Source organism: Solimonas terrae (genome assembly GCF_011067135.1).
In the GTDB taxonomy this organism is placed as follows: Bacteria; Pseudomonadota; Gammaproteobacteria; order Nevskiales; family Nevskiaceae; genus Solimonas; species Solimonas terrae.
In genome coordinates this window covers 139841-165240 of record NZ_JAAMOW010000002.1, presented here as the reverse complement: position 1 = coordinate 165240, position 25400 = coordinate 139841, and the positions used below count along the sequence as shown (strand labels likewise).

The window sequence follows — 25400 nt, the reverse complement described above, 5'->3', positions numbered from 1 at the left end:
CCGTCGCGGGTCTCGCCGGGCTCATGCCTGCGCGCTCAGGTCGGTGACGATCTGCGGCAGCTCCACGGACGTGCGAATGCCGGGCGCCGCGGCACAGACGTAGCGCACCGCATTGATCGCGCGATGCGCGGTATAGCCGGGCGTGGTGGCCGCCTTGCGCGCCTCCGGTACGGTGAAATGCAGATGCATGTCGAGCGGGCAATCGCCCTCCACTTCCACCTGCCAGCCGTCGCCGCGCAGCTTCCAGTCGGCGTCGATGTCGTAACTCACGAACCAGTTGGCAGTAAAGCTCATCAGCGGCTTGCCGTTGCGCATCCCGGAAACCGTGGTCCGCATCGCGGCGACCGTGCCGGCCTCGACGACGCCGGCGGCGATCGTCGTGCGCTTGCGCGCCAGCGCGACCTGGCCACTGGACTCGACGCTGTCGAAAGACAGCCCCACCGCCTCGGCGATCACGCGCAGCGACGGCCCGAATTCCTCGCGCAGGTACCAGGCCCGGCCGGCCTCCGCCTGCGGATTCGGCGCCTGCCCGAAGCCCATGATGTTGAAGATCATTTCCGGGGAATCGCGCGAGCTGCAGTCGGCATATTCATGAATGCGCAGCACGTCGAGCCGGCGCTGCAGCGACAGCAGTACCAGCGGCATCGCCTCGGTGATGAAGCCCGGACTGCTGCCGGTGCTGTGCAGCGAGGTGCCGCCGCGCCGGCACGCCGCCTCGATGCGCTCGCGAACGGCGCGATCGAGGCGTGCGGGATGATGGAATTCGGTCCGCGTGGTGACGACGTTGCTGCCGGATTCCAGCAGACTGCAGAGATCGTCGACATCGATGGTTTGCGGCATGTACAGCACGCAGTCGGCCTTCAGCGCGAGAATGTCGTCGATGCTGCGTGTCGCCCTGACGCCGACCGGCGGCAGCCCGCAGAGCTCGCCGGCATCGCATCCGGCCTTGGCGTCGGAGTAGACGTACAGACCGGCCAGCGACAGCTTCGGATGTTCGATGATCGCGCGCAGCGACCGCAGGCCGATGTTGCCGGTGGCCCATTGCACGACGCGGCAATTCTTGTCCCCTGTCCGGGCTTGCGCTGCAGTCATCCGCCTCTCCTCCGAATTGCTATGATATTACTAAGCTACGTTATTGACAGCACTGCTGTACAGCGTTCGAGCTTATCAAGTCCGTGGCCGGGCCTGCGGATGCGCATGCCGGGCATTGCCGCGGCCAGGACATACAATTGCAACGAGGCTTCGCCGGGAGGACGGGATATGCGGTTGCCGACAGCGTGTGCCCTTGCATCATCGTCCGAAGCGGACAGTCCGGTCCGCGCATCATGAATGCCGGTGACGGCTGGAGCGCCTTCGCGCCGCTGCGCGAAAGGACCTTCCGCAACATCTGGACGGCAAGCCTGCTGTCGAATTTCGGGCAACTGATTCTCGGCGTCGGCGCGGCCTGGGAGATGACGCGGCTGACGCCCTCGGCGAGCATGGTCGCGCTCGTGCAGTCCGCCCTCATGCTGCCCCTGATGCTGGTCGCGGTTCCGGCCGGGGCGATCGCCGACATGTTCGATCGGCGCAAGGTCGCGATGCTTGGCCTCGGCTTTGCCAGCCTCGCCGGCATGGTGCTGACCGCGATTGCCGTGCTCGGCCTGACGACACCCTGGACGCTGCTGCTGTTCTGCAGCCTGATCGGCGCGGGCGTCGCGCTGTACTCGCCGGCCTGGCAGTCCTCGATCGTCGAGCAGGTCCACATCGACCATCTGCCGGCGGCGGTCGCGCTGGGCGCCGTCAGCTACAACATCGCGCGCAGCTTCGGCCCCGCGCTCGGCGGACTGGTGGTGGTGGCGATCGGCGCGCAAGGCGCGTTCGGCATCAATGCGGTGTTCTACCTGCCGCTGCTGCTGATGTTCTTCCTGTGGCAGCGCCAGCATGTCGCCAGCCGCCTGCCGCCGGAACGCCTGAATCGCGCGATCATTTCCGGCGCGCGCTACGCGCTGCATTCGCTGGCGATCCGCACGGTACTGATCCGCGCCGCACTGTTCGGTCTCTGCAGTGCCGCCACCGCCGCGCTGCCGGTGCTGATCGCCCGCGATCTGCTGCACGGCAACGCCAGCACCTTCGGCCTTCTGCTGGGCGCGACCGGCGTCGGCGCCGTGATCGGCGCGCTCGCGGTCAGCAAGGTGCGCGAGCGCTTCGGCGCCGAGCAGGCCGTGCGCCTGTGCATCTTCGTCAGCAGCCCGGCGGTCGTGCTGCTGGCGTTCAGCCATCAGCTGCTGCTGAGCTGCGCGCTGATGGTGGTGTCGGGCGCCGCCAACATGCTGCTGGTCTCGCTGTTCTCGGTCGCCGTGCAATTGTCGGCGCCGCGCTGGGTCGCCGGCCGCGCCATCGCGCTGCATTCGTCGGCGTTGACCGGCGGCATCGCCGTCGGCGCATTCGTGTGGGGCGAGGTCACGGCCGGCTGGGGCGTCGCCGCGGCACTCGCCGCGTCCGGCATTGCCTTGCTGGCCACCGCGCTGATCGGGCTGTTGCTGCCGATGCCCCGCGTGTCGTTCAGCGAACTGGAGCGCGTCGAGATCGGCCGTGAACCCGAGGTGGCGCTGCAGCTCACGGCACGCAGCGGACCGATCGTGATCGAACTCGACTACATCGTCGACACGGCGCAGGCCCGCCACTTCTACACCGCGATGCTGAAGCTGCAGCACGCGCGCAAGCGCAACGGCGCGTTCGAATGGTCCCTGTCGCGCGACATCGCCAATCCCGAGCTGTGGACCGAGCGCTACCACTGCCCGACCTGGGGCGACTACCTGCATCAGCGCGACCGCTTCACGCAGTCCGATCGCGAACTGCAGGTGCAGGCCAACGCCTACAACAAGGTGGCGGGCGGCGCCATCGTGCGGCGGCGCCTGGAACGTCCGTTCGGCTCGGTGCGCTGGCATGCGGATGTACCCGATCCGCAGCGCGATCCGATCAGCGTGTACACGCCATGACGAACCGGCGCGGCCGTGGCGCCGCGCGACCCGCATCAACGAACGAAAGAAACAGCACGAACCCGGAGATTGGCAGATGACAGACGCATACATCATTGACGCCGTGCGCACACCGCGCGGCATCGGCAAGGTCGGCAAGGGCGCGCTCGCGCAGATGCATCCGGAGCACCTGACCGCCACCGTGATGAAGGCGCTCAAGGAGCGCAACAACCTCGACACGGCCGAAGTCGACGACGTGATCTGGGGCGTCGGCGCGCCATTCGGCAAGCAGGGCTCGCTGGCGCGCATGGGCGCGCTCGACGCCGACTACGACGTGCGTGCGAGCGGCATCGGCGTCTCGCGCTTCTGCGGCAGCGGCCTGTCGGCCACCGCCTTTGGCGCCGCGCAGATCATGTCCGGCATGGAAGACCTGATCGTCGCGGGCGGCACCGAGATGCTGTCGTACGTGAACGACTATGGCGCCAAACTGCATGCGGCCGGCATGGGCAGCGGCGGACTCGGCGGCGGCAATCCGCGCCTGCAGGCCAAGCACCCGCAGTCGAACCAGGGCGTCGCTGCCGACGCGATCGCCGCGCTCGAAGGCATCGGCCGCGACGCGCTCGACGCCTTCTCGCTGGAAAGCCAGAAGCGCGCCGCGCGTGCCATCGCCGAAGGTCGTTTCGCACGCTCGACCGTATCGGTGAAGGACGACGACGGCAATGTCGTGCTCGACCACGAGGAATTCCCGCGCCCGGAGACCACGCTCGAAGGCCTGGCCGCGCTCAAGCCGAGCTTCGCCGCGATCGCCGACATGGCGGCCGACAAGGACGGCACCACGTTCCGCCAGCTGATCAACCGCCGCTATCCGGACGTGAAGATCGTGCCGGTTCACCACGCCGGCAGTTCGTCGGGTGTCGTCGACGGCTCGGCCGGCCTGCTGCTGGCGTCGCCCGGCTACGCGGCGAAGCACGGCATGAAGCCGCGCGCGCGCGTGATCGCCACCGCGAATGTCGGCGTCGATCCGACGCTGATGCTGACCGGCCCCGGCCCCGCCGCCGAGAAGGTGCTCGCCCGCGCCGGCCTCAAGAAGAGCGACATCGATCTCTGGGAGGTCAATGAAGCCTTCGCCGTGGTCGTCGAGAAGTTCATTCGCGACCTGAAAATCGATCGTGAGAAGATCAACGTCAACGGCGGCGCGATCGCGCTCGGCCACCCGATCGGCGCGACCGGCGCGATCCTGATCGGCACCGTGCTCGACGAGCTGGAACGGCGCGACCTCAAGCGCGGTCTGGTTACCATGTGCGCGGCGGGCGGCATGGCGCCGGCCATCATCATCGAACGCGTATAAGAAGCAGCACGCCCGCAGCGGCGGGTGAACGGGGAATCGAGTTTGAAGACCACGGCAGCACCGCCCAAGAGTCAGCCGGACGCGCGCAAGCGCGCGATCGGCCGCAAGCTGACCGTGATCTCGCGCCAGCTCTGGCAGCAGTTCGACCAGAACATGCAGAGCACCGGCGTATCGCGCGCCAAGTGGGGGCTGATCGCGGCGGTATCGCGCAGCCCCGGCGCCACCCAGCGCGCGATCGCCGCGATGCTGCAGGTTACCGAGGTCACGGCCGGCCGCATGGTCGATCGCCTGTGCGAGGACGGCCTGCTGGAGCGTCGCGAGAATCCGCAGGACCGACGCGGCTACTGCGTCTATCTGACGCCGGCCGCGCGCCCCCTGCTCGACCAGATCGGCCAGGCAGCGACAGTCTACGAAGCCGAGGCTTTCGCCGGTCTCAGTCAGGATGAACTCGCGCAACTGGAAGCACTGCTCGACCGGATCGCCCTCAACATCGCCGCGCCCTCACGCCCGGAGCCCCGCAAGACCAGCGACGAAGCTTGACATCTCCGACAGCAAATACTAACGTAGCTTAATATTTCGCTACTTAGTGAAATGCTGCCTCCCCCAAAATCCGGAGATTCAAAAGTGAAGAAGTCGTTGCTGGCGGTTGCGATGTTCGCGGTAATGAGCGTTTCGGTTGGCGTCCAGGCGCAGGAAACCCCGGCGCAGACGGTCGTCGCGACCAAGGGCAAGATGCTGTACGCCGCCAATGGCGGCCGCCTTGCTTCGGTCTACCGCGTCGAAGACGACGGCGTGCAGTTCATCCTCGACGGCAAGATGCGCTCGGTGCCGAGCAACACGCTGTCCATGGTCGACGGCAAGTTGACGACCAGCCTGTCGAAGACGGACATCATCGCGCGCTGAAATCCCGCGCCGGCCGCCCGCCACCGCGGCAGCCGCGAAGGGCCGGAACTCCAGAAGCCGGGGAGATCGGTGAGAACGCTCGAGCCTGGAATCATCAGTGCCAGCTCGGACGCCTTTGCGCACTTGCCGGGGTGGCGTGCGGCACCCGACGCCGGCTGCTCGGAATCTGCAGCCCGCACCGCGCAACGGCCGAGTTTGTGGCTGCCCGCTTCGGCATCGCCCGTTCCTGCCGCGACACCGAAACGACGACGGCGAACCCGTACATCGACCCGTCGATCGCGGCTCCCGACCGAACATCCGGCGCGCAATGGTGCCGGCAGCCCTGCACAATCCCGGCAGCCACTGGCTGCGCATGCAGCCGTCGATGTTCGCTGCGATCAACGAGCTGATCATGCCTGAGCGCCGCAGATCGATGAATGTCGGCTTGCCGATGGCTGCGCCATCAAGCCGCGGACCAAGGGCTTCGCCGATCTGCTGCTGCGTTTCTGCAGCGGCATGACGATGCAGTTGCAGATGTCACGCAGCGCCACGCCGACACCGGAGGCCTTCGGCGGCCAGGGCCGCCAGCTCGCCCGCGCGTCAGGCTTCACGACCAGCCGCGACAGGACACTGCACGCCGACACGCGCGACGGTGCAGCGAGTCCTGCATGGGCCGGCAACGGCGCGGCTCCGTATCGCGGCACACGCGCCAAACGCGATATGATCAAGAACAACAGCGGTGTTCAATAGTGCCGAACGATCAACGGATGGAGAGCGTATGACGCAGGTAATGAAAGGCGTGCGAATTCTGGAAGTCGCACAGTTCACGTTCGTGCCGGCCGCGGGCGCGATCCTCGCCGACTGGGGCGCCGACGTGATCAAGATCGAGCACCCGGTGCGCGGCGACACGCAGCGCGGCTTCATCAACATGGGCGGCATCCCCGTCGACCCGAATCGCAATCCACTGGTCGAGCATCCCAATCGCGGCAAGCGCAGCGTCGGCATCGATGTCTCGACGGCCGAAGGTCAGCAGGTGCTCTACGAACTCGCCAGGACGGCCGACGTATTCCTCACCAACTACCTGCCGTCCGTACGCCAGAAGAACAAGTTCGACGTCGAGCATATCCGCGCCGTCAACCCGAAGATCATCTATGCGCGTGGCAGCGCCTACGGCGACAAGGGCGACGAGCGCAATGTCGGCGGCTTCGACGGCACCGCGTTCTGGTCGCGCAGCGGCGTCGGCTATTCGATGTCGCCCGCCGAACTGGAAGGGCCACTTTCACAGGGCATCATGGCGTTCGGCGATTCGATCGGCGGCATGACCATTGCCGGCGGCATTTCCGGCGCGCTGTTCCATCGCGAACGCACCGGCGAAGGCGTCGAACTAGACGTTTCGCTGCTGAGCACGGCCTGGTGGGCATCGGGGGCCAACATCGCGCAGGTGCTCGAAACCGGCAAGACCACGCGCAATGCCATGCCGAGTTCGGGCGGCTCTGCCCGCAATCCGCTGATGGGCAACTTCCGCACCTCGGACGGCGGCACGATCAATCTGTGCATGGTCAGCCCGACCGGCCTGATCCGCGACGCCTTCGAGCACTTCGGCGTGCCCGAAGCTGCCGACGATCCGCGCTTCGCCGACGCCTACAAGCTGATCGAGAACGCCGGCGCCGCCAGCGACATCATCGTCAAGGCGATCGGCAGCAAGCCGTTTGCGTACTGGCGCCAGCACCTGAAGACGATGAAGGGTCAGTGGGCGCCGATCCAGAGCCTGCTCGACCTCACGACCGACGAACAGGCGCTGGCGAACGACATGCTGGTGGAACTGCAAGGCGATGACGGCAAGCCGTTCAAGGTCGTGCGCGGTCCGGTGCAGTTCAATCACGAACCACTGAAGACCACGCGCGCACCGCAGGCGTCCGAGCACACCGAACTGGTGCTGATGGAGCTGGGCATCGAATGGGATCGCATCGAGAGCCTGAAGGCCGCCGGCGCCATCGCCTGAGAGCACAGGCCGACGTTCCAGGCCGGAACGTCGGGCGGGACCTGGCGCCCGCCCGACATACACGTTCGCCGTGCGCCAGCGCAGCGCTGCGACCTCTCGATGATTGCAGCTTCCATCCATCCGGCGAGCCCCCCCCCGGCGCGAGCATCGTCCGCGCCCCGCGGACACGCCGCAGCTGCCGGCGCCGGTGCCAGCCGTCGCGAACCGGTTGACAGGAAATCATCAATCAACAACCATGTTGATTATTAGATAAGGCGTCCGGATCGCGCAGCGCCGCTGCCACGGGCCGGGACGACTGGAGGCGAACGACATGACAGCATCCCTGGCCGGGCGTGTGGCACTGGTCACCGGCGCATCTTCCGGTATCGGTGAGGCGACCGCGCTGGCACTCGGCGGTGCCGGCGCCAGCGTCGCGGTGTCGGCGCGCCGTGCCGATCGCCTCGACGATCTGGCCAGGCGCATCGAGGCCGCCGGCGGCAAGGCGCTGGCACTGCCGGGCGACGTCGTCGATGAAAGCTTCGCCGCGGCAACGATAGCGAAGACGATCGCGCATTTCGGCCAAATCGACATCCTCGTCAACTCGGCCGGCATGATCCAGGCGGGTGGCGTCGAGAACGTCGACACCGACGAATACCGCCGTGTCTTCGATCTCAACCTGCTGGCCACGCTGTACACCTGTCGCGCGGCGATCGCACCGATGAAGGCACAGGGCAGTGGCGACATCATCAACATCTCGTCGCTGGCCGCGACCAAATCGGGTCCGGCGTTCAGCGCGTACGCGGCGAGCAAGCACGCCCTCAATTCGATGAGTGATGGCCTCCGTCAGGAAGTCGGCGGCCACGGCATTCGCGTCAGCATCGTCATGCCCGGCGCCACCAGCACCGAAGTGTTCAACAACATCAGCAACGAGAAAGTGCGCGACACGATCAGGACGCATGTCAGCAAGGCGGGTGCGATGGACCCGCGCGACGTCGCCGACGCGATTCTGCTGATCGTCAACATGCCGCGACGCACCAACGTGTCGGTGATCGCGATCCGCCCGACGATCGACACCACGGCCTGAGGGCTGAACATGGGACGCCTGCAAGACAAGGTTGCGGTCATTACCGGCGCCGGTTCCGGCATGGGCAAGGAGATGGCGCTGCTGTTCGCCCGCGAAGGCGCGAAGGTGGTCTGCGCCGATCGCAGCGGCCAGCAGGATGCGGTCGCCGCCCAGATCGGCGACGCCGCCCTCGCCGTGCACGCCGACGTGGCGAACAGCGCCGATGTCCGGAACATGATCCGCAGCGCCGAACGGCATTTCGGCCGCCTCGACGTGCTGGTCAACAACGCCGGCTTCGGCGGCCGGATGATGCCGCTGCACGAGCAGAGCGAAGACGACTACGACGCCATTCAGGCGGTCAATCTCAAGGGCGTGTTTCTCGGCATGAAATACGGCATCGAAGCCATGCTGCACAGTGGCGGCGGCGCCATCGTCAACACCGCGTCGGCCGCCGGCCTCGACGGCATGCGCCATCACAGCGTCTACGGCGCCGCCAAGGCCGGCGTGATCCAGCTGACCAAGGCCGCGGCGCTCGACTACGCGCTGCAGAACATCCGCATCAACGCGATCTGCCCCGGCATGACCTGGACGGGCCTGGTCAAGGCGTCGGCGCAGCACGCGGTGCCGCCGCCGAACGCATGCCTGCCGTTCCCGGTGCCGATGAATCGCTGGGGCCTGGCCTCGGAGCTGGCGTTTGCGGCTCTGTTTCTCGCCAGCGACGAAGCGTCGTACATCACCGGCGTGGCGCTGCCGGTCGACGGCGGCTATGTCGCCGGACCGGTGCCCGCAGCCTGACCCAAGGGCCGCTCAGCGCCGCGGCTTGTCGGCGGCAACGCCGCGCAACACGAAGTCGTTGATCGCCGTCTCGATCGCCGCGTCGCTGGCCAGCCCCTCGGGAAAGATCCAGCCGCGAAAGATCACGGCGGCGAGCACGGTCGAGAACGCGAGGCGCACAAGCAGCTGCGGATCGGCGCTGCTGCCGCCACCGGTGCGCGCCGCCATCATCGCCGCGGCGCGATCGAAATAGGTTTTCAGACTGTTGATCGTCGCCACGCCGTGCGCGGTCCCGGCGTCGTAGGTCTGCGCGACGATCAACGACGTCAGCAGTTGCGCGTTGTCGTGAATGAAGCGCTGCAGCTCCGAGGTATACAGATGCGTCTGCTCGCGGTGCACCGCCGGGTTGTCGAACTCGGGCAGGTGCGTCTCGACGAAATGCAGCAAGTGCTGCTCGATCGGCTTGAACACCGTCTCGCGAAACAGGTTCGATTTCGATCCGAAATAGCGGAACAGCTGCGCCTCCGTCACCTCGGCACGCCGCGCCACCAGCGCCGTCGTGGTACCGGCGTAGCCGTTGCGCTTGAACTCCTCGGCGGCGGCCAGAACGATGCGGTCGAGCAGATCCTGCGCGCTGCGCCGCGTCCGCGCGGCCGGCGGCACGCGACGTTTGCCGCCGGTCGCGGCGGTGGTTTTCCTGGGTGTCTCTTGCCGCTTTCGGGGCATCCGGCTATCGCTCGTCGGCATCGGGGAGTTGCGGCGGATCATAACCGCCGGCGCGATATCGACGCGTCGCGCGAGGACGAAACGCCCGGCATCGGCACTTGATGATAGTGATCACTATCATTAAGATAGCATTCACTATCAATTCGGCGGAACGAGCACCGCCGATACCGGGCATCCGGAGGAGAACCGCAATGAGCCTCGCATTCGGCAAAGACCGCGCAAGCGAATCAGGCAACGACCGGGACTGGCCGCCGGGCTGGCGCACGATGCCGCATGGCATCAGCGTCGGCCGCTATACCGATCCCGATTTCGCCGCCCTCGAATACGAAAAGCTCTGGAGCCGCGTCTGGCAGGTCGCCGCGCGACTCGACGAGATTCCGCAGGCCGGCGACTACACGGTCTACACGATCGGCGACCAGTCGGTGCTGCTCGTGCGCGCCGACGATGCGACGGTCAAGGCCTATCACAACTTCTGCCCGCATCGCGGCACGACGCTCGCCGAGGGCTGCGGCCATTTCGATCGTGCTCGCATCGTCTGTCCGTTCCACGGCTGGCGCTGGGATCTGGCCGGCCGCAACCAGCTGGTGCTGGAACGCCAGGAATTCCGTGACGGCCAGCTTCAGGATGGCGACGTGGCGCTGCGCGAGGTCGCGGTCGCGGTCCATGCCGGACTCGTGTTCATCAATCTCGACCGCAATCCGCCGTCGTTCGACGATTACATCGCGCCGGCGCGGCCCTGGCTCGACGGCATGGCGATCGGCCAGATGCGTCACTACTGGTGGAAGGAACTGTCGATTCCGGCCAACTGGAAGAACGCGCAGGAAGCCTTCATGGAGGCCTACCACGTCTCGGCAACGCACCCGCAGCTCGACAAGCTCGGCCGTGAAATCGTCTACGGCGAAAGCATGGATCTCGACGGCGATCTCAACCACCGCATCGTCGACTACGACGCCATGGCCAACGGCCACGGGCGCTTCTACGCCGGCCAGTCGCCGGTGCGCGGACGTATCCAGAAGACCGGCGGCGCCGCGGTCGATCCGATCGACGCGATGACCGAGCGCCTGATGCTGATCGTCGACGGCATGGACGCGATGACGCTGAAGGAGGATGTCGAGGTCCTGCAGACCCTGCGCGGCAAGCCGATCCCCGACGGTTCCTCGCTGGGCGGCGAATTCGTGCGCGCCCTGTACGCACGCGCCGCCGAACAGCAACGGCCGATGCCGACGATGGCGCCCGAATTCCTGTCGATGTGGGGCGGCGAGATTTTCCTGTTCCCGAATTTCCTGATCCTGCCGCAAGCGGGCAACTGCGAGATGTACCGCTCGCGCCCCCACCCCACAGACCCCGATCGCTGCATCTTCGAGATCTGGTCGACGAAGACCTGTCCGGCCGGCGTGACGCCGCCACGCGCGACGGTCGAGCGTGTCACCGATCCGGCAGACCCGAAACAGTTGCTGCTGATTCCGCGCCAGGATCTGTCGAACCTTGCGCGCGTGCAGAAAGGCATGCACGCGCGTCGCATGCGCCAGACCTGGCTGTCGAACCGGCAGGAGACCCTGATTCTCAACATGCATCGCGAGCTCGACCGCTATCTGCAAACCTGACGGCCGCGCGTCGCTACAATGAACAGAACTGTTCACCAGTTCATGCGGAGGAGACCGGCATGACGCCTTTCGACGAGGTCCACGACTTCGTCGTCGTCGGTTGCGGCGGCGGCTCGATGTGCGCGGCGCTGGTCATGCACGAGGCCGGCAAGTCCGTGCTGATCCTCGAAAAGACCACGCTGGTCGGCGGCACGACCTCGCGCTCCGGCGGCGTGATGTGGGTGCCCAACAATCCGCTGATGAAGCGCGACGGGATCGCCGACAGCGACGAGCGGGCCGCGACCTATCTCGATCAGGTGATCGGCGATGCCCGCGACGCGCCGGGCGCCGCCCCGGCCCGCCGCCGCACCTATTTGCGCGAAGCGCCGCGCATGGTCGACTTCCTGATCCGCCAGGGCATCCGCCTGACGCGGGTGCGCGAGTGGCCGGACTACTACGACGAGTTGCCGGGCGGCTCGGTACCTGGGCGCACGGTCGTCGCCGAGCTGTTCAACGTCAATGAACTCGGCGACTGGCGCGATCGCCTGCGGCCGAGCTTCATCGTCGCACCGCTGCCGGCCACGCTCGAAGAAATGATGGAGCTGCCGGCCTACCGGCGCTCGTGGCGGGTCAAGGCGCTGATGCTGAGACTGATCCTGCGCATGCTGCTCGCCAGGCTCACCGGCAAGCGCTGGGTCGCCGGCGGCGCGGCGTTGCAGGGCCGCATGCTGCAGGCCGCCCTGCGCGCCGGCACTGCGATCCGCACGGAAGCACCGGTTTCGGAACTGATCGTCGAGAACGGCGCTGTCACCGGCGTGCTGACGGTCAGGGACGGCCAGCCCCGGCGCGTCGGCGCGCGCCTCGGCGTGCTCGTCAACGCCGGCGGCTTCGCGCACAGCCAGGCAATGCGTGATCGTTACGCACCGGGCACGTCGGTGCAGTGGACGATGGCCGCGCCGGGCGACACCGGCGAAATGATCGAGGAAATGATGCGGCATGGCGCTGCGATCGCGCAGATGGACGAACGCGTCGGCAATCAGCAGACCCATCCGCCGGGCACCGAGCACAGCGAAGCCAAACCGACCGCGCAGGCGACGACCGCCGCGCCGCATTGCATCCTCGTCGACCAGAGCGGTGTGCGCTATCAGAACGAGGGCGGCTCCTACATGGCCTATTGCCAGACCATGCTGGAACGCAACAAGACCGTGCCGGCCGTGCCGAGCTGGGCGGTGTTCGACAGCCAGCATCTGGCCAAGTACATGCTCGCCGGCACCATGCCGGGCAGCCGGAAGCCGCAGAGCTGGTACGACAGCGGTTACCTGAAGAAGGCCGACAGCCTCGAAGCGTTGGCCGGCCTGCTCGACATCGACGCGACGACGCTGCGGACAACTGTCGAACGCTTCAACGGCTTCGTCGATCAGAATCGCGACGACGACTTCCATCGCGGCGAGCGCGCCTACGACCGCTGGCTCGGTGACTGGCTGCACCGGCCGTCCGCAACCCTGGGCCGCATCGATCGTCCGCCGTACTACGCCGTGCCGGTCGTGCCCGGCGATGTCGGCACGTACGGCGGTGTCGTCACCGATGAGCACGCGCGTGTGCTGCGCGAAGACGGCTCGGTCATCGGCGGCCTGTACGCGACCGGCGTGTCGACGGCCTCGGTCATGGGCCGCGCCTATCCCGGCGCCGGCAGCAGCGTCGGCCCTTCCTTCACCTGGGGCTATGTCGCCGCGCGTCACGCGGCCGGCCTCGTCGACACACAAGGATCTCCCGCATGAGTGCCCGCATCCCCGCCCTGGTCGCCGGCACCGGCTTCGGCTGCCGCACGCATGTCCCGGCGCTGCGCGCCGCCGGCTTCGAGGTCGTCGGCCTGGTGGGCGCGGACGCCGAACGCACGGCACGGCGCGCCGCGAAGAGCGGAATCGCAGCGAGCTATACCGATCTCGACGACGCCATCACGAAGAGCGGCGCCCGCGTCGTGTCGATCGCCACACCGCCGCACACGCACGCCGCGCTGGCGATGACGGCGATCGCGCGTGGCTGCCACGTGACGTGCGAGAAACCGTTCACGCTCGACATCGCCGCGGCGAAAGCCGTGCTCGCGGCCGCCGAACGTGCCGGCATCGTCCATCTGCTCGGCCATGAATTCCGCTGGGGTCCCGACCGTGCGCTGGTTGCGCAGGCGATTCGCGAAGGCCGCATCGGCACGCCGCGCCTGATCGGCCTGCTGTCGTATCTGCCGCTGCTCGCCGATCCGGCGGCGCCGATGCCGGACTGGTGGTTCGATACCGCGAAAGGCGGCGGCTGGCTGGGCGCGCATGGCTCGCACCTCATCGATCAGGTGCGCGACTGGCTCGGCGAGTTCAAGACCCTCAGCGCCAGCCTGCCGACGGTATCGGCGCGCGATGGCGGCGCCGAGGATACGTACGTGTTGCGCTTCACGCTCGAGAACGGCGTCGAGGGCGTGCTGCAGCAGACCGCCGGAGCCTGGGGCAAGCCCGCCGCCTTCGCGCGCGTCGCCGGCACACAGGGCACGCTGTCGGTCAACGGTGACGTGGTGACGCTCGCCGACCGCGACGGCGAACGCACCCTCGATCTGCCGCCCGCCCTGCAGCTGCCCGTTGTCGACGGCGGCGCGGCGAACCCCGGTCTGGCCGCGTTCACACGCCTGTTCGAAACGATGCACGCGCGCATCGACGGCGGGCCCGATCCGGCGCCGGTCCGTGCGCCGACCTTTGCCGACGGACTGAAGGGCATGCAAGTCATGGCCGCGGTTCGTGCATCGGCCGCGCAGAACGGCGCGTGTGTCAGCGTCGACGTCTGAGCCATGCCGAAAATCACGCCACCGACACTGGCCGCACTGGCCACACTCGACATCGAGGTCGAAGTGCTGCGCGAGCTCGCCCATACGCCGCTCGGCGAGCGTGCCCTGTTCGGCGTCCGCGGCGGCCGCTTCGAGGGACCGCGCCTCCAGGGCAATGTGCTGAGCTGGGGCGGCGACAGCGTCATCCGTACCGGCGGCGGCTCCCGAATCAACGTACGTCTGTTGCTCGAAACCGACGACGGGGTGCCGTTGCAGCTGCAATACGAGGGCCGAGCGAGTCAGCGCGACGGCCAGCCGCACATCGAGATCAGCGGCAGCTTCGAAGCGCCGCGCGGCGCCTATGCCTGGCTCAACGACATCCTCGTGTTCGGCCTCGGCGCGCAGACCGCCGGCGGCGTGCGCTACGAACTCTTTCATTTTTCCCGGAATTGAACATGGACAAGCGACAAATCGGCCGCAGCGGCCTGCGCGTGACGACGGTCGGCCTGGGCTGCAACAACTTCGGCTGGACCATCGACCAGAACGCGTCGAACGCGGTCGTCGCCAAGGCACTTGATCTGGGCATCAATTTCTTCGACACCGCCGACCGCTACGGCACGCAAGGCGGCGACTCGGAAGTGGTGCTCGGCAAGGCGCTCGGCGCGCGGCGCAAGGACATCGTGCTGCTCAGCAAGTTCGGTGTCGATCTCGACAACGCGCGCATCCGCGACAGCTCGCGCGGCTACATCATGCGCGCGATCGACGGCAGCCTGCGGCGCCTCGGCACCGACTGGCTCGACGTCTACATGATCCACTGGCCGGACTACGGCACGCCCATCGAGGAAACCCTGCGCGCGCTCGACGATCTGGTGCGCGACGGCAAGGTGCGCTACATCGCCTGCTCGAATCTGGAAACCTGGCGCATCGTCGACGCACTGTGGACCTCGCGGCATCATGGCTACGCGTCCTTCATCGGCGCGCAGACCGAATACAGCCTGCTCAATCGCGGCGCCGAGAAAGACGTGATCCCGGCACTCGCGCATTACGGTCTCGGCTTCATCCCGTACTTTCCGCTCGCCAGCGGCCTGCTGACCGGCAAGTACTCGGCGCGCGACGGCGTCGACGCGCAGGGACGCCTCAAGGACAACTTCCTGAACCTCGGCAACAACTTCATGACCGAGCGCAATCTGCGCGTGGTCGGCGAACTCGACGCGTTCTGTCGCGCACACGGCCACACGCTGCTGGAACTGGCGATCAGCTGGCTCGCGCAGCAGCCGACCGTCGCCAGCGTGATCTGCGGCGCGACCAAACCCGCGCAGATCGAACAGAACGTCGCCGCGGCCGGCTGGGTGCTGAGCGCCGAGGAGCTCGCCGAAGTCGATCGGATCACGGGCAGCAACTGATCAACGACAAGGCTCATTAACCACAGATTTCACGGATTCACACAGATTTTTCACGCAGAAGCCGCAGGCCACGACGCGTCACGCAGATCGAACGCGACCAGCTTTGCTTCCAGATCTGCGTAATCTGTGAAATCTGCGGTTCCCGCTTTTCTTGAACCCACCGCAACTGGAAGTCGCCATGATCCGCGGCATGCACCATATCTCGCTGGCGACGTCCGACATGGACCGCTTCGTCGCGTTCTATCGCGACCTGCTCGGCCTGCAGCTCGACCGCGTCTCGCCGATTCCCGGCGGCTTCGAACCGTTCGAGAACATCGTCGGCCTGCGCGACACGCGCGGACAGGTCGCACAGTTCCAGCTCGGCAACATGCAGATGGAAGTGTTCTGCTATGCGCATCCGCGGCCCCGGCCCGGCGAACGCCGGCCGGCCTGCGATGTCGGCATCCGCCACATCGCCTTAGACGTGATCGACATCCACGCCGAGTACGCGCGCCTGCTCGCGGCGGGCGTCGACTTCATCTCGCCGCCGCAGCATCTCGCGCCCGGCGGCGTGACCTCCTGCTATTTCCACGATCCGGACGGCAACATCGTCGAGCTGCAGGAAATCCACGCCGGCAGCCCGGTGCGTCCGGCCTTCGGCATCACCTGATCGTGGCGGCATGACGCAAGCCTCCGGCTTCGGCGGCCTGCCGACTCCGCGTCGTTACGTCGCGATCGTCGCGGTCTCGCTCGGCACGGTGCTGACGATCGTCGACGGCGCGATCGTCAACGTCGCGCTGCCGACGCTGGCGCGCGATCTGCACGTCGAACCGGCATCGGCGGTGCTGGTCGTCACCGTCTACCAGTTCGTGCTGATGGCGGCGATGCTGCCGCTGTCGGCGCTCAGTCAACGCTTCGGCTACCGCCAGACCTACCAGTGCGGGCAGGCGCTGTTCGTCGTTGCCACGATCCTGTGTTTCTTCGCCCACAGCCTGCCGTTCCTGGTCGTCGTACGCGGTCTGCAGGCGCTCGGCGCGGCCGCCGCGATGAGCGTCAGCTCGGCGCTGATCCGTTCGATCTATCCGCTCTCGCATCTCGGTCGCGGTCTCAGCCTGAACACGGTGATCGCCGCCAGCGCCGCGGCGTTCGCGCCGACCGTCGGCGGCGCCATCCTCGCGATCGCCGCATGGCCGTGGCTGTTCGCCGCGATCGTGCCGTTCGGCATCCTGTCGATCGCGATCGGTCACAGAACCCTGCCGGACAGCATCCGCCAGCACGCGCCGTTCGACCTGCCGGGCGCCGCGCTGTGCGCCGGTACCCTGGGTCTGATCGTGATCGGCCTGGAGAGCGGCGTTCATGGCCGCTCGATGCTGCTGCCGGCGATCATCGTGCCGCTTGGCATCGCGGCAGGCGCTTACTTCGTGCGCCGCGAGCGGCGACAGGCGCACCCCATCCTGCCGATCGATCTGCTGCGACAGCGCGAGATCGCACTGCCTTGCCTCGGCTCGCTGAGTGCCTACATCGCGATGACCATCACCACCGTCATCATGCCGATTCGCCTGCAGCAGGAATTCGGCTTTTCGCCGGTCGCCGCCGGCGCCGTGCTGGCACCGATTCCGATCGTCAGCGTCGTCGTCGCACCCTTGTCCGGGCTGCTGTCCGATCGCTATCCGGCGGGCGCACTCGGCGCGATCGGCATGACGATCGGCTTCGCCGGTCTCGCCAGCCTCGCATTCCTGCCGGCGGCGCCGGTGGCCTTCGACATCGCCTGGCGCATCGCCGTCTGCGGCCTTGGCTTCGGCATGTTCTTCGCGCCGAACTCGCGTCAGGTGCTGAGCGCCGCGCCCGCCACCCGCGCCGCGGCCGCCGGCGCGATGTATTCGACGATCCGCGGCACCGGACAGACCCTCGGCGCGACTGCGGTCGCGGCGATGCTCGCGCAGCGTCTCGGCGCCGGTCCGGCACCGATGCTCGTGGCGTCGGTGCTGGCACTCGCGGCCGGCGCCTGCAGCGTGCAGGCCTTGCGCAAGCCGCAGGGCGCTGCGTGAACGAAGGGTCGTGCAGCGGTTGACAGTCGCCTTGCCGCGATCATAAGTTATCAGTTGATAACTTGACGGCGAAAAGCCGTGATCCGGGAGCGCGAGTAGTGAATGCGACGGGCAGCTGGAAAGTGACGATGTCGACGCCGGCCGGGCCGCAGGACATGCAGCTGCACATCGACGCCGGCGACGACAGGTTCAGCGGCCGCATCGAAAGCCCACTCGGCAATCACGAGATCGCCGGCACGATCCGCGACGGCGCCCTGCACTGGCAGATGAAAGCGAAGAAGCCGATTCCGATCACCGTCGATTTCACGGCGACGATCGACGGCGACACCCTGCGCGGCAAGGCCAGGCTCGGCATCTTCGGCAAGTCCATACTCGGCGGCGAACGCCTGCCGTCGGATACCGCGCCGCCGCAGGCCGTGGCCGCCGACGTCGACGCGGTCGGCGAGATCACCGGCGATTCGATCGATCCGCGCTATGCCGAGCCATACGTCGATATCAACGAGTTGCGCGCCGACCCGGTGCCGCACCGCTACGTGCACGGCGGCTTCCGCAACAGCGACGCGCGCTTCTCGTTCTATTTCCCGCCGGCCGAGCAGTATCAGGGCCGCTTCTTCCACAACACTTACCCGATGGCGCTCAGCGAGGACATCGGCCCGTTCCCGATCGAGTTCGAGGTGTCGACCGGCAACCTGCCGTTCACGCTGGACAGCGGCGCGTACTACGTGCAGACCAATCTCGGCGGCGCCGATCGCGCCGGCGGCATGGCCGATCCGGCGATCGCCGCATACCGCGTCAATGCCGCGGCCGCGAAATACTCGCGCGTGATCGCCGCCGAGCTGTACGGCCCGCATCGCCCTTACGGCTATCTGTTCGGTGGCAGCGGCGGTTCGTACCAGGTGATCGGCAGCGCCGAGAACACGCGCGACGTCTGGGACGGCTTTCTGCCGTTCGTGATGGCGACGCCGAACGCGATTCCGAGCATGTTCACGGTACGCATGCACGCGCTGCGCATCCTCAAGAAGCGCGATCGTTTCCCGGCGATCGTCGATGCGATCAGCCCCGGCGGCAGCGGCGATCCCTATGCGACGCTGAACGACGAAGAACGCGCGGCGCTGCGCGAAGTCACGCGCATGGGCTTTCCGCCGCGCGGCTGGTGGAACCACGCGCAGCTCGACAGCGGCTATTTCATGCAGGTCGCACCGATGGTGCCGATGCTCGACCCGGGCTATGTCGACGACTTCTGGAACAAGCCCGGCTACCTCGGCCACGATCCGGCGTCCGGACTTGCCGCGCTGCGCTTCACGTTCGACACCACGATCAGCGCCGTCACCCCGGGCTTTCCGCCGCAGTTCGAGCTGGCGGCGATGCCGGACGGAGATTGCCGCAACGCACACCTGATCGTCATCGACGGCGACGATGCCGGCCGCAGCGTGCCGATCGCGCGCGTCGACGGTCACCGGCTGAGCTTTGCGTACGCCGCCGACCAGTCGCTGCTCAACAGCCTGCGGTCCGGCGCGCGCGTACGCATCGACAACGCCTGGGCGCTGGCGGTCGAAACCTATCATCGCCATCAGCTGCCGACCCCCGACATGTGCGGCTGGGACCAGTTCCGCGATGGGCACGGCCGGCCGATCTATCCGCAGCGGGAAATGCTGATCGGCCCGTTCGGCGCCGCCAACACCGCCGGCACGGTCCCCGAGGGCCGCATCGACGGCAGGATGCTGGTGCTCGAAGCGGCGATGGATATCGACGCGCTGGCGTGGCAGGCCGACTGGTATCGCGGCAAGGTGCGCGCCGCGCTCGGCGATCGCGGCGACGAGCAGTTTGCGATCTGGTTCATCGATCACACGCATCACGACAATCCGCAGACACCGGCGGCGCGTGCGCACACTGTCAGCTACGAAGGCGCGCTGCAGCAGGGTCTGCGCGATCTCGCAAGCTGGGTGGAGAGCGGCCAGCGGCCGTCGAGCACGCGCTACCGCATCGTCGATGCGCAGCTCGAACTGCCGGACCGTGCAGCCGAGCGCGGCGGCATCCAACCGGTGATCGCACTGCAGGCCAACGGCGGTGTGCGTACCGACGTGGTGGTCGGCGAGCCGGTGCATTTCAGCGCGCAGATCGAAGTGCCGCCGGGCGCCGGCAGCGTCGTCGCGGCGCAATGGGATTTCGAGGGTATCGGCGACTATCCGCACGACGCGGCGCTCACGCCGCAAGCAATGCTGTCGTTGACCGCGACGCATGCCTACGACAAACCGGGCACCTATTTCGCTGTGCTGCGCGCGGTCTCGCAGCGGCAAGGCGATGTGGCGACGCCGTTCGGGCGCATCGAGAATCTGGCGCGGGTGCGGGTCGTGGTGCGGTAATCGGGGCGACTCGGAATTCGCAGAAGATCCGCGCCTGTTCTGCTTTGCTCGGCTCCTGATTGAACCTTTGGTTTCGCGCTGCGGCGCGACTCCCTTCTCTTTGCTTGTGCAAAGAGAAGGAAGCAAGAGAAAGCACACCCCTGGGAGGGCACCCGCTACGCGGGCAAGCCTGCGCTGCTCACGTGCTCGGGACCGTCGCCGACGCGGCATCCCTGCCGCGACGACGACTTGGCGCGCCGTCCTGGCGCGCCATTCCCTGCGCTCGCTGTGCTGCTCGGTGCACTCCAAGGGGACCCCGAAAGGCAAAAGCGAACGGCAACAGCGTGGCGTTGCGCGCCGCCCTCTCCCCAACCCTCTCCCGCAAGCGGGAGAGGGAGCGGTTGCTTTTGATGTTCGGGGTCCCCCTAGGAGGCGCCGGCTGTTCGGCCGCGCGCAGGGGTCGCCCGGCCAGGACGGCCGGGCGAGCGGCGTCGCGACAGGGATGTCGCGTCGCCGCGTGCCCCGAGCACGGTCGAATGGCCGGGAACCGGCGCAGCCGGCGCACGACTCGGGGGTGTCCTTTCTCTTGGTTTCTTCTCTTTGGACAAGCAAAGAGAAGAAACCCGCGCCGCAGCGCGGAACCAAAGGCCGGATCAGCAGCCGATCCAGGCAAATCGAGACGTCACTGCTGCAGGAGCGCCCCATGGGCGCGACCTTCTTTGCCGGATCGAAGGCCCGAGGTTCGCGGGCATGGCCCGCTCCTGCAGGATTTCTATGCGTACCGCGCGCGCAGCGCCTTCTTGTCCGGCTTGCCGACCGCCGTCTGCGGAATCGCAGCGATGAACTCGACGCGCTTCGGTGCCTGGAACGCACCCTTGCGCGCGGTGACCATGGCCGCCAGCTCGTCGGCGACGACCTGCTGTCCGCTGCGCAACACGACCAGTGCCGTCACCGCCTCACCCCACTTCTCGTGCGGCGTGCCGATCACGGCCACCTGCGCGACCGCCGGATGCTGACTGAGGATGTCCTCGATCTCGCGCGGATAGATGTTGAAGCCGCCGCTGACGATCATGTCCTTGGTGCGGTCGATGATGCGCAGGAAGCCGCCGGGATCGCGCACGGCGACATCGCCGCTGTGCAGCCAGCCGCCGGCGAAGACCTCGGCGGTCAGCTGCGGGTTGTCGCGATAGCCGTCCATGATCAGCGGCCCGCGCACGCAGATCTCGCCCGGCTCGCCGTCGGCGACCGGCCGGTTGTCGGCGTCGAGCAGCTCGACATGCACCCACGGCGTCGGCCGTCCGCAGCTGGCAAGGCGCTGCAGGTCGTCGACGTCGTGCTCGCGCTTGCGCAGCATCGTCACCGCCATCGGCGCCTCGGCCTGCCCGTAAAACTGCGAGAACACCGGGCCGATGCGTTCGATCGCTTCCTTCAGCCGCGCCGGCGCGATCGCCGAGGCGCCGTAGAAGATCGTCTCCAGACTCGACAGGTCGAAATCGCCGAAGCGCGGATGGTCGAGCAGGGCGTAGATCATCGTCGGCACCAGCATCATGCAGTTGATGCGGTAATCCTGGATCGCCTGCATGACCGCGGCCGGCTCGAAGGCCGGCAGCACGAGCATCGTGCCGCCCTTGAGCAGGGTCGGCAGGAACATTGCCGCACCGGCGTGCGACAGCGGCGTGCACGAGAGGAAGCGTGGCGGGCTCGGCCATTCCCACTCCGCCATCATGATCTGCACGGTCTGCAGACCGGTGCGATGCACGCTGGCGATCGCCTTCGGCTTGCCGGTGGTACCGCCGGAGTAGCCGAGGCGCTGTACATCATGCGGCCCGACTTTCGGCGGAACGAGCTTGCGCGGCGCGAAGGTTTCGGCGCGCACGCACAGATCGTCGGCGCCGTCCTGTGCGCCGAACGCGAGCAGGCGCAGCGACGGCACCTGTTTCGCCAGCTGCAGCGCGCGCTCGGCATAGCGCGCATCGAAGATCAGCCATTCGAGGGCGGCATCGTTGACGACATGCAGGTGATCGTCGAAGCCGCCGAGCGGATGCATCGGCGCCGAGATCACCGCCAGCAGCTGGAAGGCGTTGACCGTGTGCAGCACCTCCGGCCGGTTCGCCGACAGCATGCCGACGCGCGTGCCCTTGCCGATGCCGACGCTGGCCAGCGCCTGGACGAAGCGGCTGGCGGCATCGCGCACCTCGCCGACGCTCAGCATCGGCCCGCCGAGCAGCTGCAGCAGCGGACGCTGCGGATCCTGGCTCAGCGCGTTGGCGAGCAGGTCGGGAACGTACAGCGGGCGATGCAGATCGTCGTCCATGACCGTGGTCCGCTCAGTGCACCGTCCGCGTCGCGACCGTGACGCCGCCGAACATCGTGCGCATGGTCGCTTCGCTGGCAAGGAAGTCGTGCGGGAAACCGAGTTCGATACGACTGACCGCATCGAGTCGGGCGATCTGCGCATCACTGAACCGCACGGCCAGCGCACCGAGATTGTCCTGCAGCTGCGCCAGCGTGCGTACGCCGAGGATCGGCGAGGTCACGGCGGGATTGAGCAGCGTCCAGGCCAATGCCACCTGCGCCGTCGTGCAGCCGAGTTCGCCGGCCACTTCGGCCGCGACCGTCGCGATCGCCAGATTGCGTTCGCTGAGACGCCCGGTGGCCAGATTGATCTGCTGGCGCGAATCGAAGCGCGGCTGCGCCTCGCCCTTCGGCTGCGCCAGATCGCTCTGCTGGTACTTGCCGGACAGCACGCCGCCGGCGAGCGGCGACCACGGCAGCACGCCGAGACCCATCTCGCGCGCCATCGGCATCAGCTCGCGCTCGACGGTGCGCTCGGTGAGGTTGTACGGAATCTGCAGCGCGGCGAACGGCGTCCAGCCGCGCAGCTCGGCGATCGCCTGCATGCGCGAGGCCTGCCAGGCCGGCGTGTCGGACAGGCCGATGTAGGCGATCTTGCCGGCGCGCACGAGATCGTCGAACGCCCGCAGGATCTCGTCGACCGGCGTGCGGCTGTCCCAGACATGCAGATAGAGCAGATCGAGATGGTCGGTGCCGAGACGGCGCAGGCTGTCGTCGACCGACTGCAGCATGTTCTTGCGATGGTTGCCGCTGGCGTTCGGATCGCCGGGCCGCATCGTCAGACTGTACTTGCTGGCGATCACGAACTGCTGACGCCGGCCCGCGAGCAGCTTGCCGAGCACGCGCTCGGAGGCACCGTTCGCATAGAAGTTGGCGGTATCGATGGAATTGCCGCCGTGTTCGGCATAGAGATTCACCATGCGTTCGGCATCGGCTTCGCTGGTGCCCCAGCCCTGCTCGACGCCGAAGGTCATGGTGCCGAGCGCCAGCGGCGAGACCCGCAGCCCGGAGCGGCCCAGCAGGCGGTAGTGGTCGAGTTGCGCTGCCATGCTCGGTCCTCGGCAATTGCGGATGATCGTGACCGCTGCCGCGTCGGGCAGGCGTCCACCGTCGTTCACTATAAACGCGCCGACACCACCGTCAGCCGACGATGGCGCGCAGCGTCAAATGGCGCTGCGCCGGCGTGCTCCTGTATTTTGCGGCCATGAGCACCCGCACGACGCCGAAGCGCCGCAACGCCCCGCAGACCAAGGCGAAAATCCTCGCCGCCGCGCAGCAGGCGTTCGCCGAACACGGCTATTCGCAGTCCGGCATTCGCGACATTGCCGCGATTGCCGACGTCAGTTCGACGATGCTGCTGCGCTACTACGGCAGCAAGGCGGCGCTGTTCGAGGCGGCGCTGATCGCGGCGATGCCGCTGGACGCGCTGCTGGTCGACACGCCACGTGCACAGTTCGGCGCAAGCCTGGCGCGCCTGTTCCTGAACACCGCACTCGACATCCGCCCGCCATCGATCATCGCGCTGGCGCTTGGCGATCCCGAGGCGCGTGCGATCGCCACGCGCGTCACCGAATCGCACATCATCGCGCCGCTCGCCAGATGGCTGGGGCCGCCGGACGCCGAAGTGCGGGCGCTGGAAATCGTCATGCTGTCGATGAGCTTCGTGCAGTTCAGCCGGCAACTGCCGCTGGTGCCGAAACGCCGCGGCGCCGACCGCAAGCTCGCGGACTGGTTCGCCGACAGCGTGCAGGCGATCGTCGAGCCGCGCTGAGCCAGCCCGGGGGCCTTTGAGGCCAATGGGGTCGCGGTGGTGGTATCCGGCAAGCGGCCTCGGCGATGTGATTAGTGTTGACAGGCCCTAGCCCGCTTTCAGCGGCAGCAGCGGCCCTGCTCCTTCGTCGAGATGCAGTCGGTAGCCGCGTGTGACAAACCGCCATTGCCCTTGTTCGCGCCGCAATTCGTCGTCGTAGCGGCCCACCAGCCTGCGCAGGCCGCCCTGCTTCAGCAGCAGCGTCTCATGACAGTAACAACGGAGCACGGCGCGTTCACCGTCCACTTCCATCGCGCCGATCCGCGTCTGGAAACTCATGCGTTTCAGATCCTGCCAGCGGTTCTCCCACTCGGCGCGCAAGGCCGGTTTGCCGCGGATTTCGATGCCGGCGATGGTCCAGATGCCGTCTTCCGTCCAGTGTTCCAGCCAGGCGTCGACGTCACGACGGAATACCGTGTCGTCGTAGCTGTCCATCAGTTCACGGATCAGCCCGCGATCCTCGATCGGCCCTGAAAATGCCATGCGTCCTGCTCCCGTAACCGGATTCCGTTCAATCCCGCCATCGTCGAATCGCCGCTCGGCATTCGCGGCTGCGTCAATTCGAAAATCCGTCTCACGCGCGCCAGCCGCGCATGCGGTTGCCGGCGTCGCAGTTGACGATCTCGCTGGTGATGAAGCGCGCGTCGTCGGACGCGAGGAACAGGCCGAGCCTGGCGATGTCTTCGGCGACGCCGTGCAACTTGAGCATCTGCGAGCCCTGCACGCGCGCATAGGTTTCAGCGGGCAGGCTGTCCTTCGACGCCGGCGTTTCCATGATGCCGGGCGCGATGCCGTTGACGCGGATGCCGTCGGCCGAGAAGTGCGTGGCCATCGCGTAGGTCATCGACGCCAGCGTCGCCTTGGTGACGCCGTAGGCGGTCGCCGGCATGTAGCTGGCCATCGACGTGATGTTGATGACGTTGCCCTTGGCCGCGGCAAGCGCCGGACGCACGGCCTGCCCGAGCAGCACAGGCGCGACCGAGTTGATCGCGAAATAGCGCAGCCATTTCTCCTGGCTGAGATCGGTGAAGCCGGTGGCGATCTCGCCGTACGCAAGGCCGGCGTTGTTGACGAGCACGTCGAGGCGCGGGTGCTCGGCGATCAGCTGCGCCGCGAACGCCTGGATTTCGGCTTCGACGGCGAGATCGACGCGATAGGTCGCGCACATCGTGCCGCGTGCGCGCAGCAGCGCGGCGGTTTCGTCGAGGCCCTTCCGATCGATATCGAGCAGCAAGAGCTGCGCGCCTTCGGCGGCGAAGTGCTCGGCGAAGCTGCGGCCGAGTCCGGCAGCTCCGCCGGTGACGAGAACGGTACGGCCCTGGAAACGCTGCGACATGAAAAAGCTC

At 67.3% G+C, this 25400-nt stretch carries 23 protein-coding genes; 17 read left to right on the top strand and 6 right to left on the bottom strand.

Annotated features, from left to right (window positions below):
- Nucleotides 1-21: 21 nt before the first annotated feature.
- Nucleotides 22-1092 (bottom strand): NAD(P)H-dependent amine dehydrogenase family protein, encoded by a 1071-nt coding sequence (locus G7Y85_RS04355; RefSeq protein ID WP_166252368.1) that lies wholly within the window; start codon nucleotides 1090-1092, stop codon nucleotides 22-24.
- Nucleotides 1093-1325: 233 nt separating this feature from the next.
- Between G7Y85_RS04355 and G7Y85_RS04350 the strand changes: the two genes are divergently transcribed.
- From G7Y85_RS04350 to G7Y85_RS04315, 8 genes are all read left to right on the top strand, one after another.
- Complete coding sequence (locus tag G7Y85_RS04350) at nucleotides 1326-2978, top strand: MFS transporter (protein WP_166252365.1); 1653 nt, start codon at nucleotides 1326-1328, stop codon at nucleotides 2976-2978.
- 76 nt (nucleotides 2979-3054) lie between these two features.
- Nucleotides 3055-4305, top strand: a complete 1251-nt coding sequence (locus G7Y85_RS04345) for an acetyl-CoA C-acetyltransferase (RefSeq protein ID WP_166252362.1) — start codon at nucleotides 3055-3057, stop codon at nucleotides 4303-4305.
- 42 nt (nucleotides 4306-4347) lie between these two features.
- Nucleotides 4348-4845: a MarR family winged helix-turn-helix transcriptional regulator gene (locus tag G7Y85_RS04340; protein WP_166252359.1), complete on the top strand. Its 498-nt coding sequence runs from the start codon at nucleotides 4348-4350 to the stop codon at nucleotides 4843-4845.
- An 84-nt stretch (nucleotides 4846-4929) separates the two neighbouring features.
- The gene (locus G7Y85_RS04335; protein WP_206675491.1) at nucleotides 4930-5208 is read left to right on the top strand and encodes a hypothetical protein; all 279 of its coding nucleotides are present in this window, start codon (nucleotides 4930-4932) and stop codon (nucleotides 5206-5208) included.
- 495 nt (nucleotides 5209-5703) lie between these two features.
- Nucleotides 5704-5937 (top strand): hypothetical protein, encoded by a 234-nt coding sequence (locus tag G7Y85_RS04330; protein WP_166252353.1) that lies wholly within the window; start codon nucleotides 5704-5706, stop codon nucleotides 5935-5937.
- Nucleotides 5938-5965: 28 nt separating this feature from the next.
- The gene (locus G7Y85_RS04325) at nucleotides 5966-7189 is read left to right on the top strand and encodes a CaiB/BaiF CoA transferase family protein (RefSeq protein ID WP_166252350.1); all 1224 of its coding nucleotides are present in this window, start codon (nucleotides 5966-5968) and stop codon (nucleotides 7187-7189) included.
- Between the two features lie 310 nt (nucleotides 7190-7499).
- Nucleotides 7500-8252 carry an SDR family oxidoreductase gene (locus tag G7Y85_RS04320; RefSeq protein ID WP_166252347.1) on the top strand — a complete coding sequence of 251 codons (753 nt, stop codon included), beginning with the start codon at nucleotides 7500-7502 and terminating at the stop codon, nucleotides 8250-8252.
- 9 nt (nucleotides 8253-8261) lie between these two features.
- Nucleotides 8262-9026: an SDR family NAD(P)-dependent oxidoreductase gene (locus G7Y85_RS04315; protein WP_166252344.1), complete on the top strand. Its 765-nt coding sequence runs from the start codon at nucleotides 8262-8264 to the stop codon at nucleotides 9024-9026.
- Between the two features lie 12 nt (nucleotides 9027-9038).
- Here G7Y85_RS04315 and G7Y85_RS04310 read toward each other — a convergent pair whose 3' ends face one another.
- Entirely contained in the window at nucleotides 9039-9731 is a 693-nt protein-coding gene (locus G7Y85_RS04310; RefSeq protein WP_166252341.1) for a TetR/AcrR family transcriptional regulator, read from the bottom strand.
- Between the two features lie 191 nt (nucleotides 9732-9922).
- Here G7Y85_RS04310 and G7Y85_RS04305 point away from each other — a divergent pair, with 191 nt between their 5' ends.
- From G7Y85_RS04305 to G7Y85_RS04270, 8 genes are all read left to right on the top strand, one after another.
- Nucleotides 9923-11335: an aromatic ring-hydroxylating oxygenase subunit alpha gene (locus G7Y85_RS04305; protein WP_166252338.1), complete on the top strand. Its 1413-nt coding sequence runs from the start codon at nucleotides 9923-9925 to the stop codon at nucleotides 11333-11335.
- A 59-nt stretch (nucleotides 11336-11394) separates the two neighbouring features.
- Nucleotides 11395-13092, top strand: a complete 1698-nt coding sequence (locus G7Y85_RS04300) for an FAD-dependent oxidoreductase (protein ID WP_166252335.1) — start codon at nucleotides 11395-11397, stop codon at nucleotides 13090-13092.
- Entirely contained in the window at nucleotides 13089-14138 is a 1050-nt protein-coding gene (locus tag G7Y85_RS04295; protein ID WP_166252332.1) for a Gfo/Idh/MocA family protein, read from the top strand. The genes G7Y85_RS04300 and G7Y85_RS04295 overlap by 4 nt, the downstream gene beginning before the upstream one ends.
- Before the next feature lie 3 nt (nucleotides 14139-14141).
- The gene (locus G7Y85_RS04290) at nucleotides 14142-14570 is read left to right on the top strand and encodes a DUF3237 domain-containing protein (protein ID WP_166252329.1); all 429 of its coding nucleotides are present in this window, start codon (nucleotides 14142-14144) and stop codon (nucleotides 14568-14570) included.
- A 2-nt stretch (nucleotides 14571-14572) separates the two neighbouring features.
- Nucleotides 14573-15520: an aldo/keto reductase gene (locus G7Y85_RS04285; RefSeq protein WP_166252326.1), complete on the top strand. Its 948-nt coding sequence runs from the start codon at nucleotides 14573-14575 to the stop codon at nucleotides 15518-15520.
- A 178-nt stretch (nucleotides 15521-15698) separates the two neighbouring features.
- Nucleotides 15699-16169: a VOC family protein gene (locus G7Y85_RS04280; RefSeq protein WP_166252323.1), complete on the top strand. Its 471-nt coding sequence runs from the start codon at nucleotides 15699-15701 to the stop codon at nucleotides 16167-16169.
- Nucleotides 16170-16179: 10 nt separating this feature from the next.
- A complete protein-coding gene (locus tag G7Y85_RS04275; protein ID WP_166252320.1) occupies nucleotides 16180-17547 on the top strand; it encodes an MFS transporter in 1368 nt (455 codons plus the stop codon).
- A gap of 98 nt (nucleotides 17548-17645) precedes the next feature.
- Nucleotides 17646-19910, top strand: coding sequence for a PKD domain-containing protein (locus G7Y85_RS04270; RefSeq protein WP_166252317.1), 2265 nt, complete (start codon nucleotides 17646-17648; stop codon nucleotides 19908-19910).
- A gap of 751 nt (nucleotides 19911-20661) precedes the next feature.
- Here the strand turns inward: G7Y85_RS04270 and G7Y85_RS04265 are convergent.
- Both G7Y85_RS04265 and G7Y85_RS04260 read right to left on the bottom strand, forming a co-directional pair.
- Entirely contained in the window at nucleotides 20662-22203 is a 1542-nt protein-coding gene (locus G7Y85_RS04265) for an AMP-binding protein (protein ID WP_166252314.1), read from the bottom strand.
- Between the two features lie 13 nt (nucleotides 22204-22216).
- Complete coding sequence (locus G7Y85_RS04260) at nucleotides 22217-23293, bottom strand: aldo/keto reductase (protein ID WP_166252311.1); 1077 nt, start codon at nucleotides 23291-23293, stop codon at nucleotides 22217-22219.
- A 155-nt stretch (nucleotides 23294-23448) separates the two neighbouring features.
- Here G7Y85_RS04260 and G7Y85_RS04255 point away from each other — a divergent pair, with 155 nt between their 5' ends.
- Complete coding sequence (locus G7Y85_RS04255; RefSeq protein WP_166252308.1) at nucleotides 23449-24015, top strand: TetR/AcrR family transcriptional regulator; 567 nt, start codon at nucleotides 23449-23451, stop codon at nucleotides 24013-24015.
- Nucleotides 24016-24102: 87 nt separating this feature from the next.
- Here the strand turns inward: G7Y85_RS04255 and G7Y85_RS04250 are convergent, their stop codons facing one another.
- Nucleotides 24103-24537, bottom strand: a complete 435-nt coding sequence (locus G7Y85_RS04250) for a YybH family protein (RefSeq protein ID WP_166252305.1) — start codon at nucleotides 24535-24537, stop codon at nucleotides 24103-24105.
- Nucleotides 24538-24628: 91 nt separating this feature from the next.
- Nucleotides 24629-25390: an SDR family NAD(P)-dependent oxidoreductase gene (locus G7Y85_RS04245; RefSeq protein ID WP_166252302.1), complete on the bottom strand. Its 762-nt coding sequence runs from the start codon at nucleotides 25388-25390 to the stop codon at nucleotides 24629-24631.
- Nucleotides 25391-25400 lie beyond the last annotated feature (10 nt).

Bases quoted from the DNA above. Each gene is read 5' to 3' on its own strand.
- G7Y85_RS04310 (WP_166252341.1), bottom strand. From the start codon at position 9,731: ATGCCCCGAAAGCGGCAAGAGACACCCAGGAAAACCACCGCCGCGACC.
- G7Y85_RS04325 (WP_166252350.1), top strand. From the start codon at position 5,966: ATGACGCAGGTAATGAAAGGCGTGCGAATTCTGGAAGTCGCACAGTTC.
- G7Y85_RS04330 (WP_166252353.1), top strand. From the start codon at position 5,704: ATGACGATGCAGTTGCAGATGTCACGCAGCGCCACGCCGACACCGGAG.
- G7Y85_RS04350 (WP_166252365.1), top strand. From the start codon at position 1,326: ATGAATGCCGGTGACGGCTGGAGCGCCTTCGCGCCGCTGCGCGAAAGG.
- G7Y85_RS04300 (WP_166252335.1), top strand. From the start codon at position 11,395: ATGACGCCTTTCGACGAGGTCCACGACTTCGTCGTCGTCGGTTGCGGC.
- G7Y85_RS04245 (WP_166252302.1), bottom strand. From the start codon at position 25,390: ATGTCGCAGCGTTTCCAGGGCCGTACCGTTCTCGTCACCGGCGGAGCT.
- G7Y85_RS04265 (WP_166252314.1), bottom strand. From the start codon at position 22,203: ATGGACGACGATCTGCATCGCCCGCTGTACGTTCCCGACCTGCTCGCC.
- G7Y85_RS04290 (WP_166252329.1), top strand. From the start codon at position 14,142: ATGCCGAAAATCACGCCACCGACACTGGCCGCACTGGCCACACTCGAC.
- G7Y85_RS04285 (WP_166252326.1), top strand. From the start codon at position 14,573: ATGGACAAGCGACAAATCGGCCGCAGCGGCCTGCGCGTGACGACGGTC.
- G7Y85_RS04295 (WP_166252332.1), top strand. From the start codon at position 13,089: ATGAGTGCCCGCATCCCCGCCCTGGTCGCCGGCACCGGCTTCGGCTGC.
- G7Y85_RS04305 (WP_166252338.1), top strand. From the start codon at position 9,923: ATGAGCCTCGCATTCGGCAAAGACCGCGCAAGCGAATCAGGCAACGAC.
- G7Y85_RS04315 (WP_166252344.1), top strand. From the start codon at position 8,262: ATGGGACGCCTGCAAGACAAGGTTGCGGTCATTACCGGCGCCGGTTCC.
- G7Y85_RS04345 (WP_166252362.1), top strand. From the start codon at position 3,055: ATGACAGACGCATACATCATTGACGCCGTGCGCACACCGCGCGGCATC.
- G7Y85_RS04260 (WP_166252311.1), bottom strand. From the start codon at position 23,293: ATGGCAGCGCAACTCGACCACTACCGCCTGCTGGGCCGCTCCGGGCTG.
- G7Y85_RS04255 (WP_166252308.1), top strand. From the start codon at position 23,449: ATGAGCACCCGCACGACGCCGAAGCGCCGCAACGCCCCGCAGACCAAG.
- G7Y85_RS04275 (WP_166252320.1), top strand. From the start codon at position 16,180: ATGACGCAAGCCTCCGGCTTCGGCGGCCTGCCGACTCCGCGTCGTTAC.
- G7Y85_RS04355 (WP_166252368.1), bottom strand. From the start codon at position 1,092: ATGACTGCAGCGCAAGCCCGGACAGGGGACAAGAATTGCCGCGTCGTG.
- G7Y85_RS04280 (WP_166252323.1), top strand. From the start codon at position 15,699: ATGATCCGCGGCATGCACCATATCTCGCTGGCGACGTCCGACATGGAC.
- G7Y85_RS04320 (WP_166252347.1), top strand. From the start codon at position 7,500: ATGACAGCATCCCTGGCCGGGCGTGTGGCACTGGTCACCGGCGCATCT.
- G7Y85_RS04250 (WP_166252305.1), bottom strand. From the start codon at position 24,537: ATGGCATTTTCAGGGCCGATCGAGGATCGCGGGCTGATCCGTGAACTG.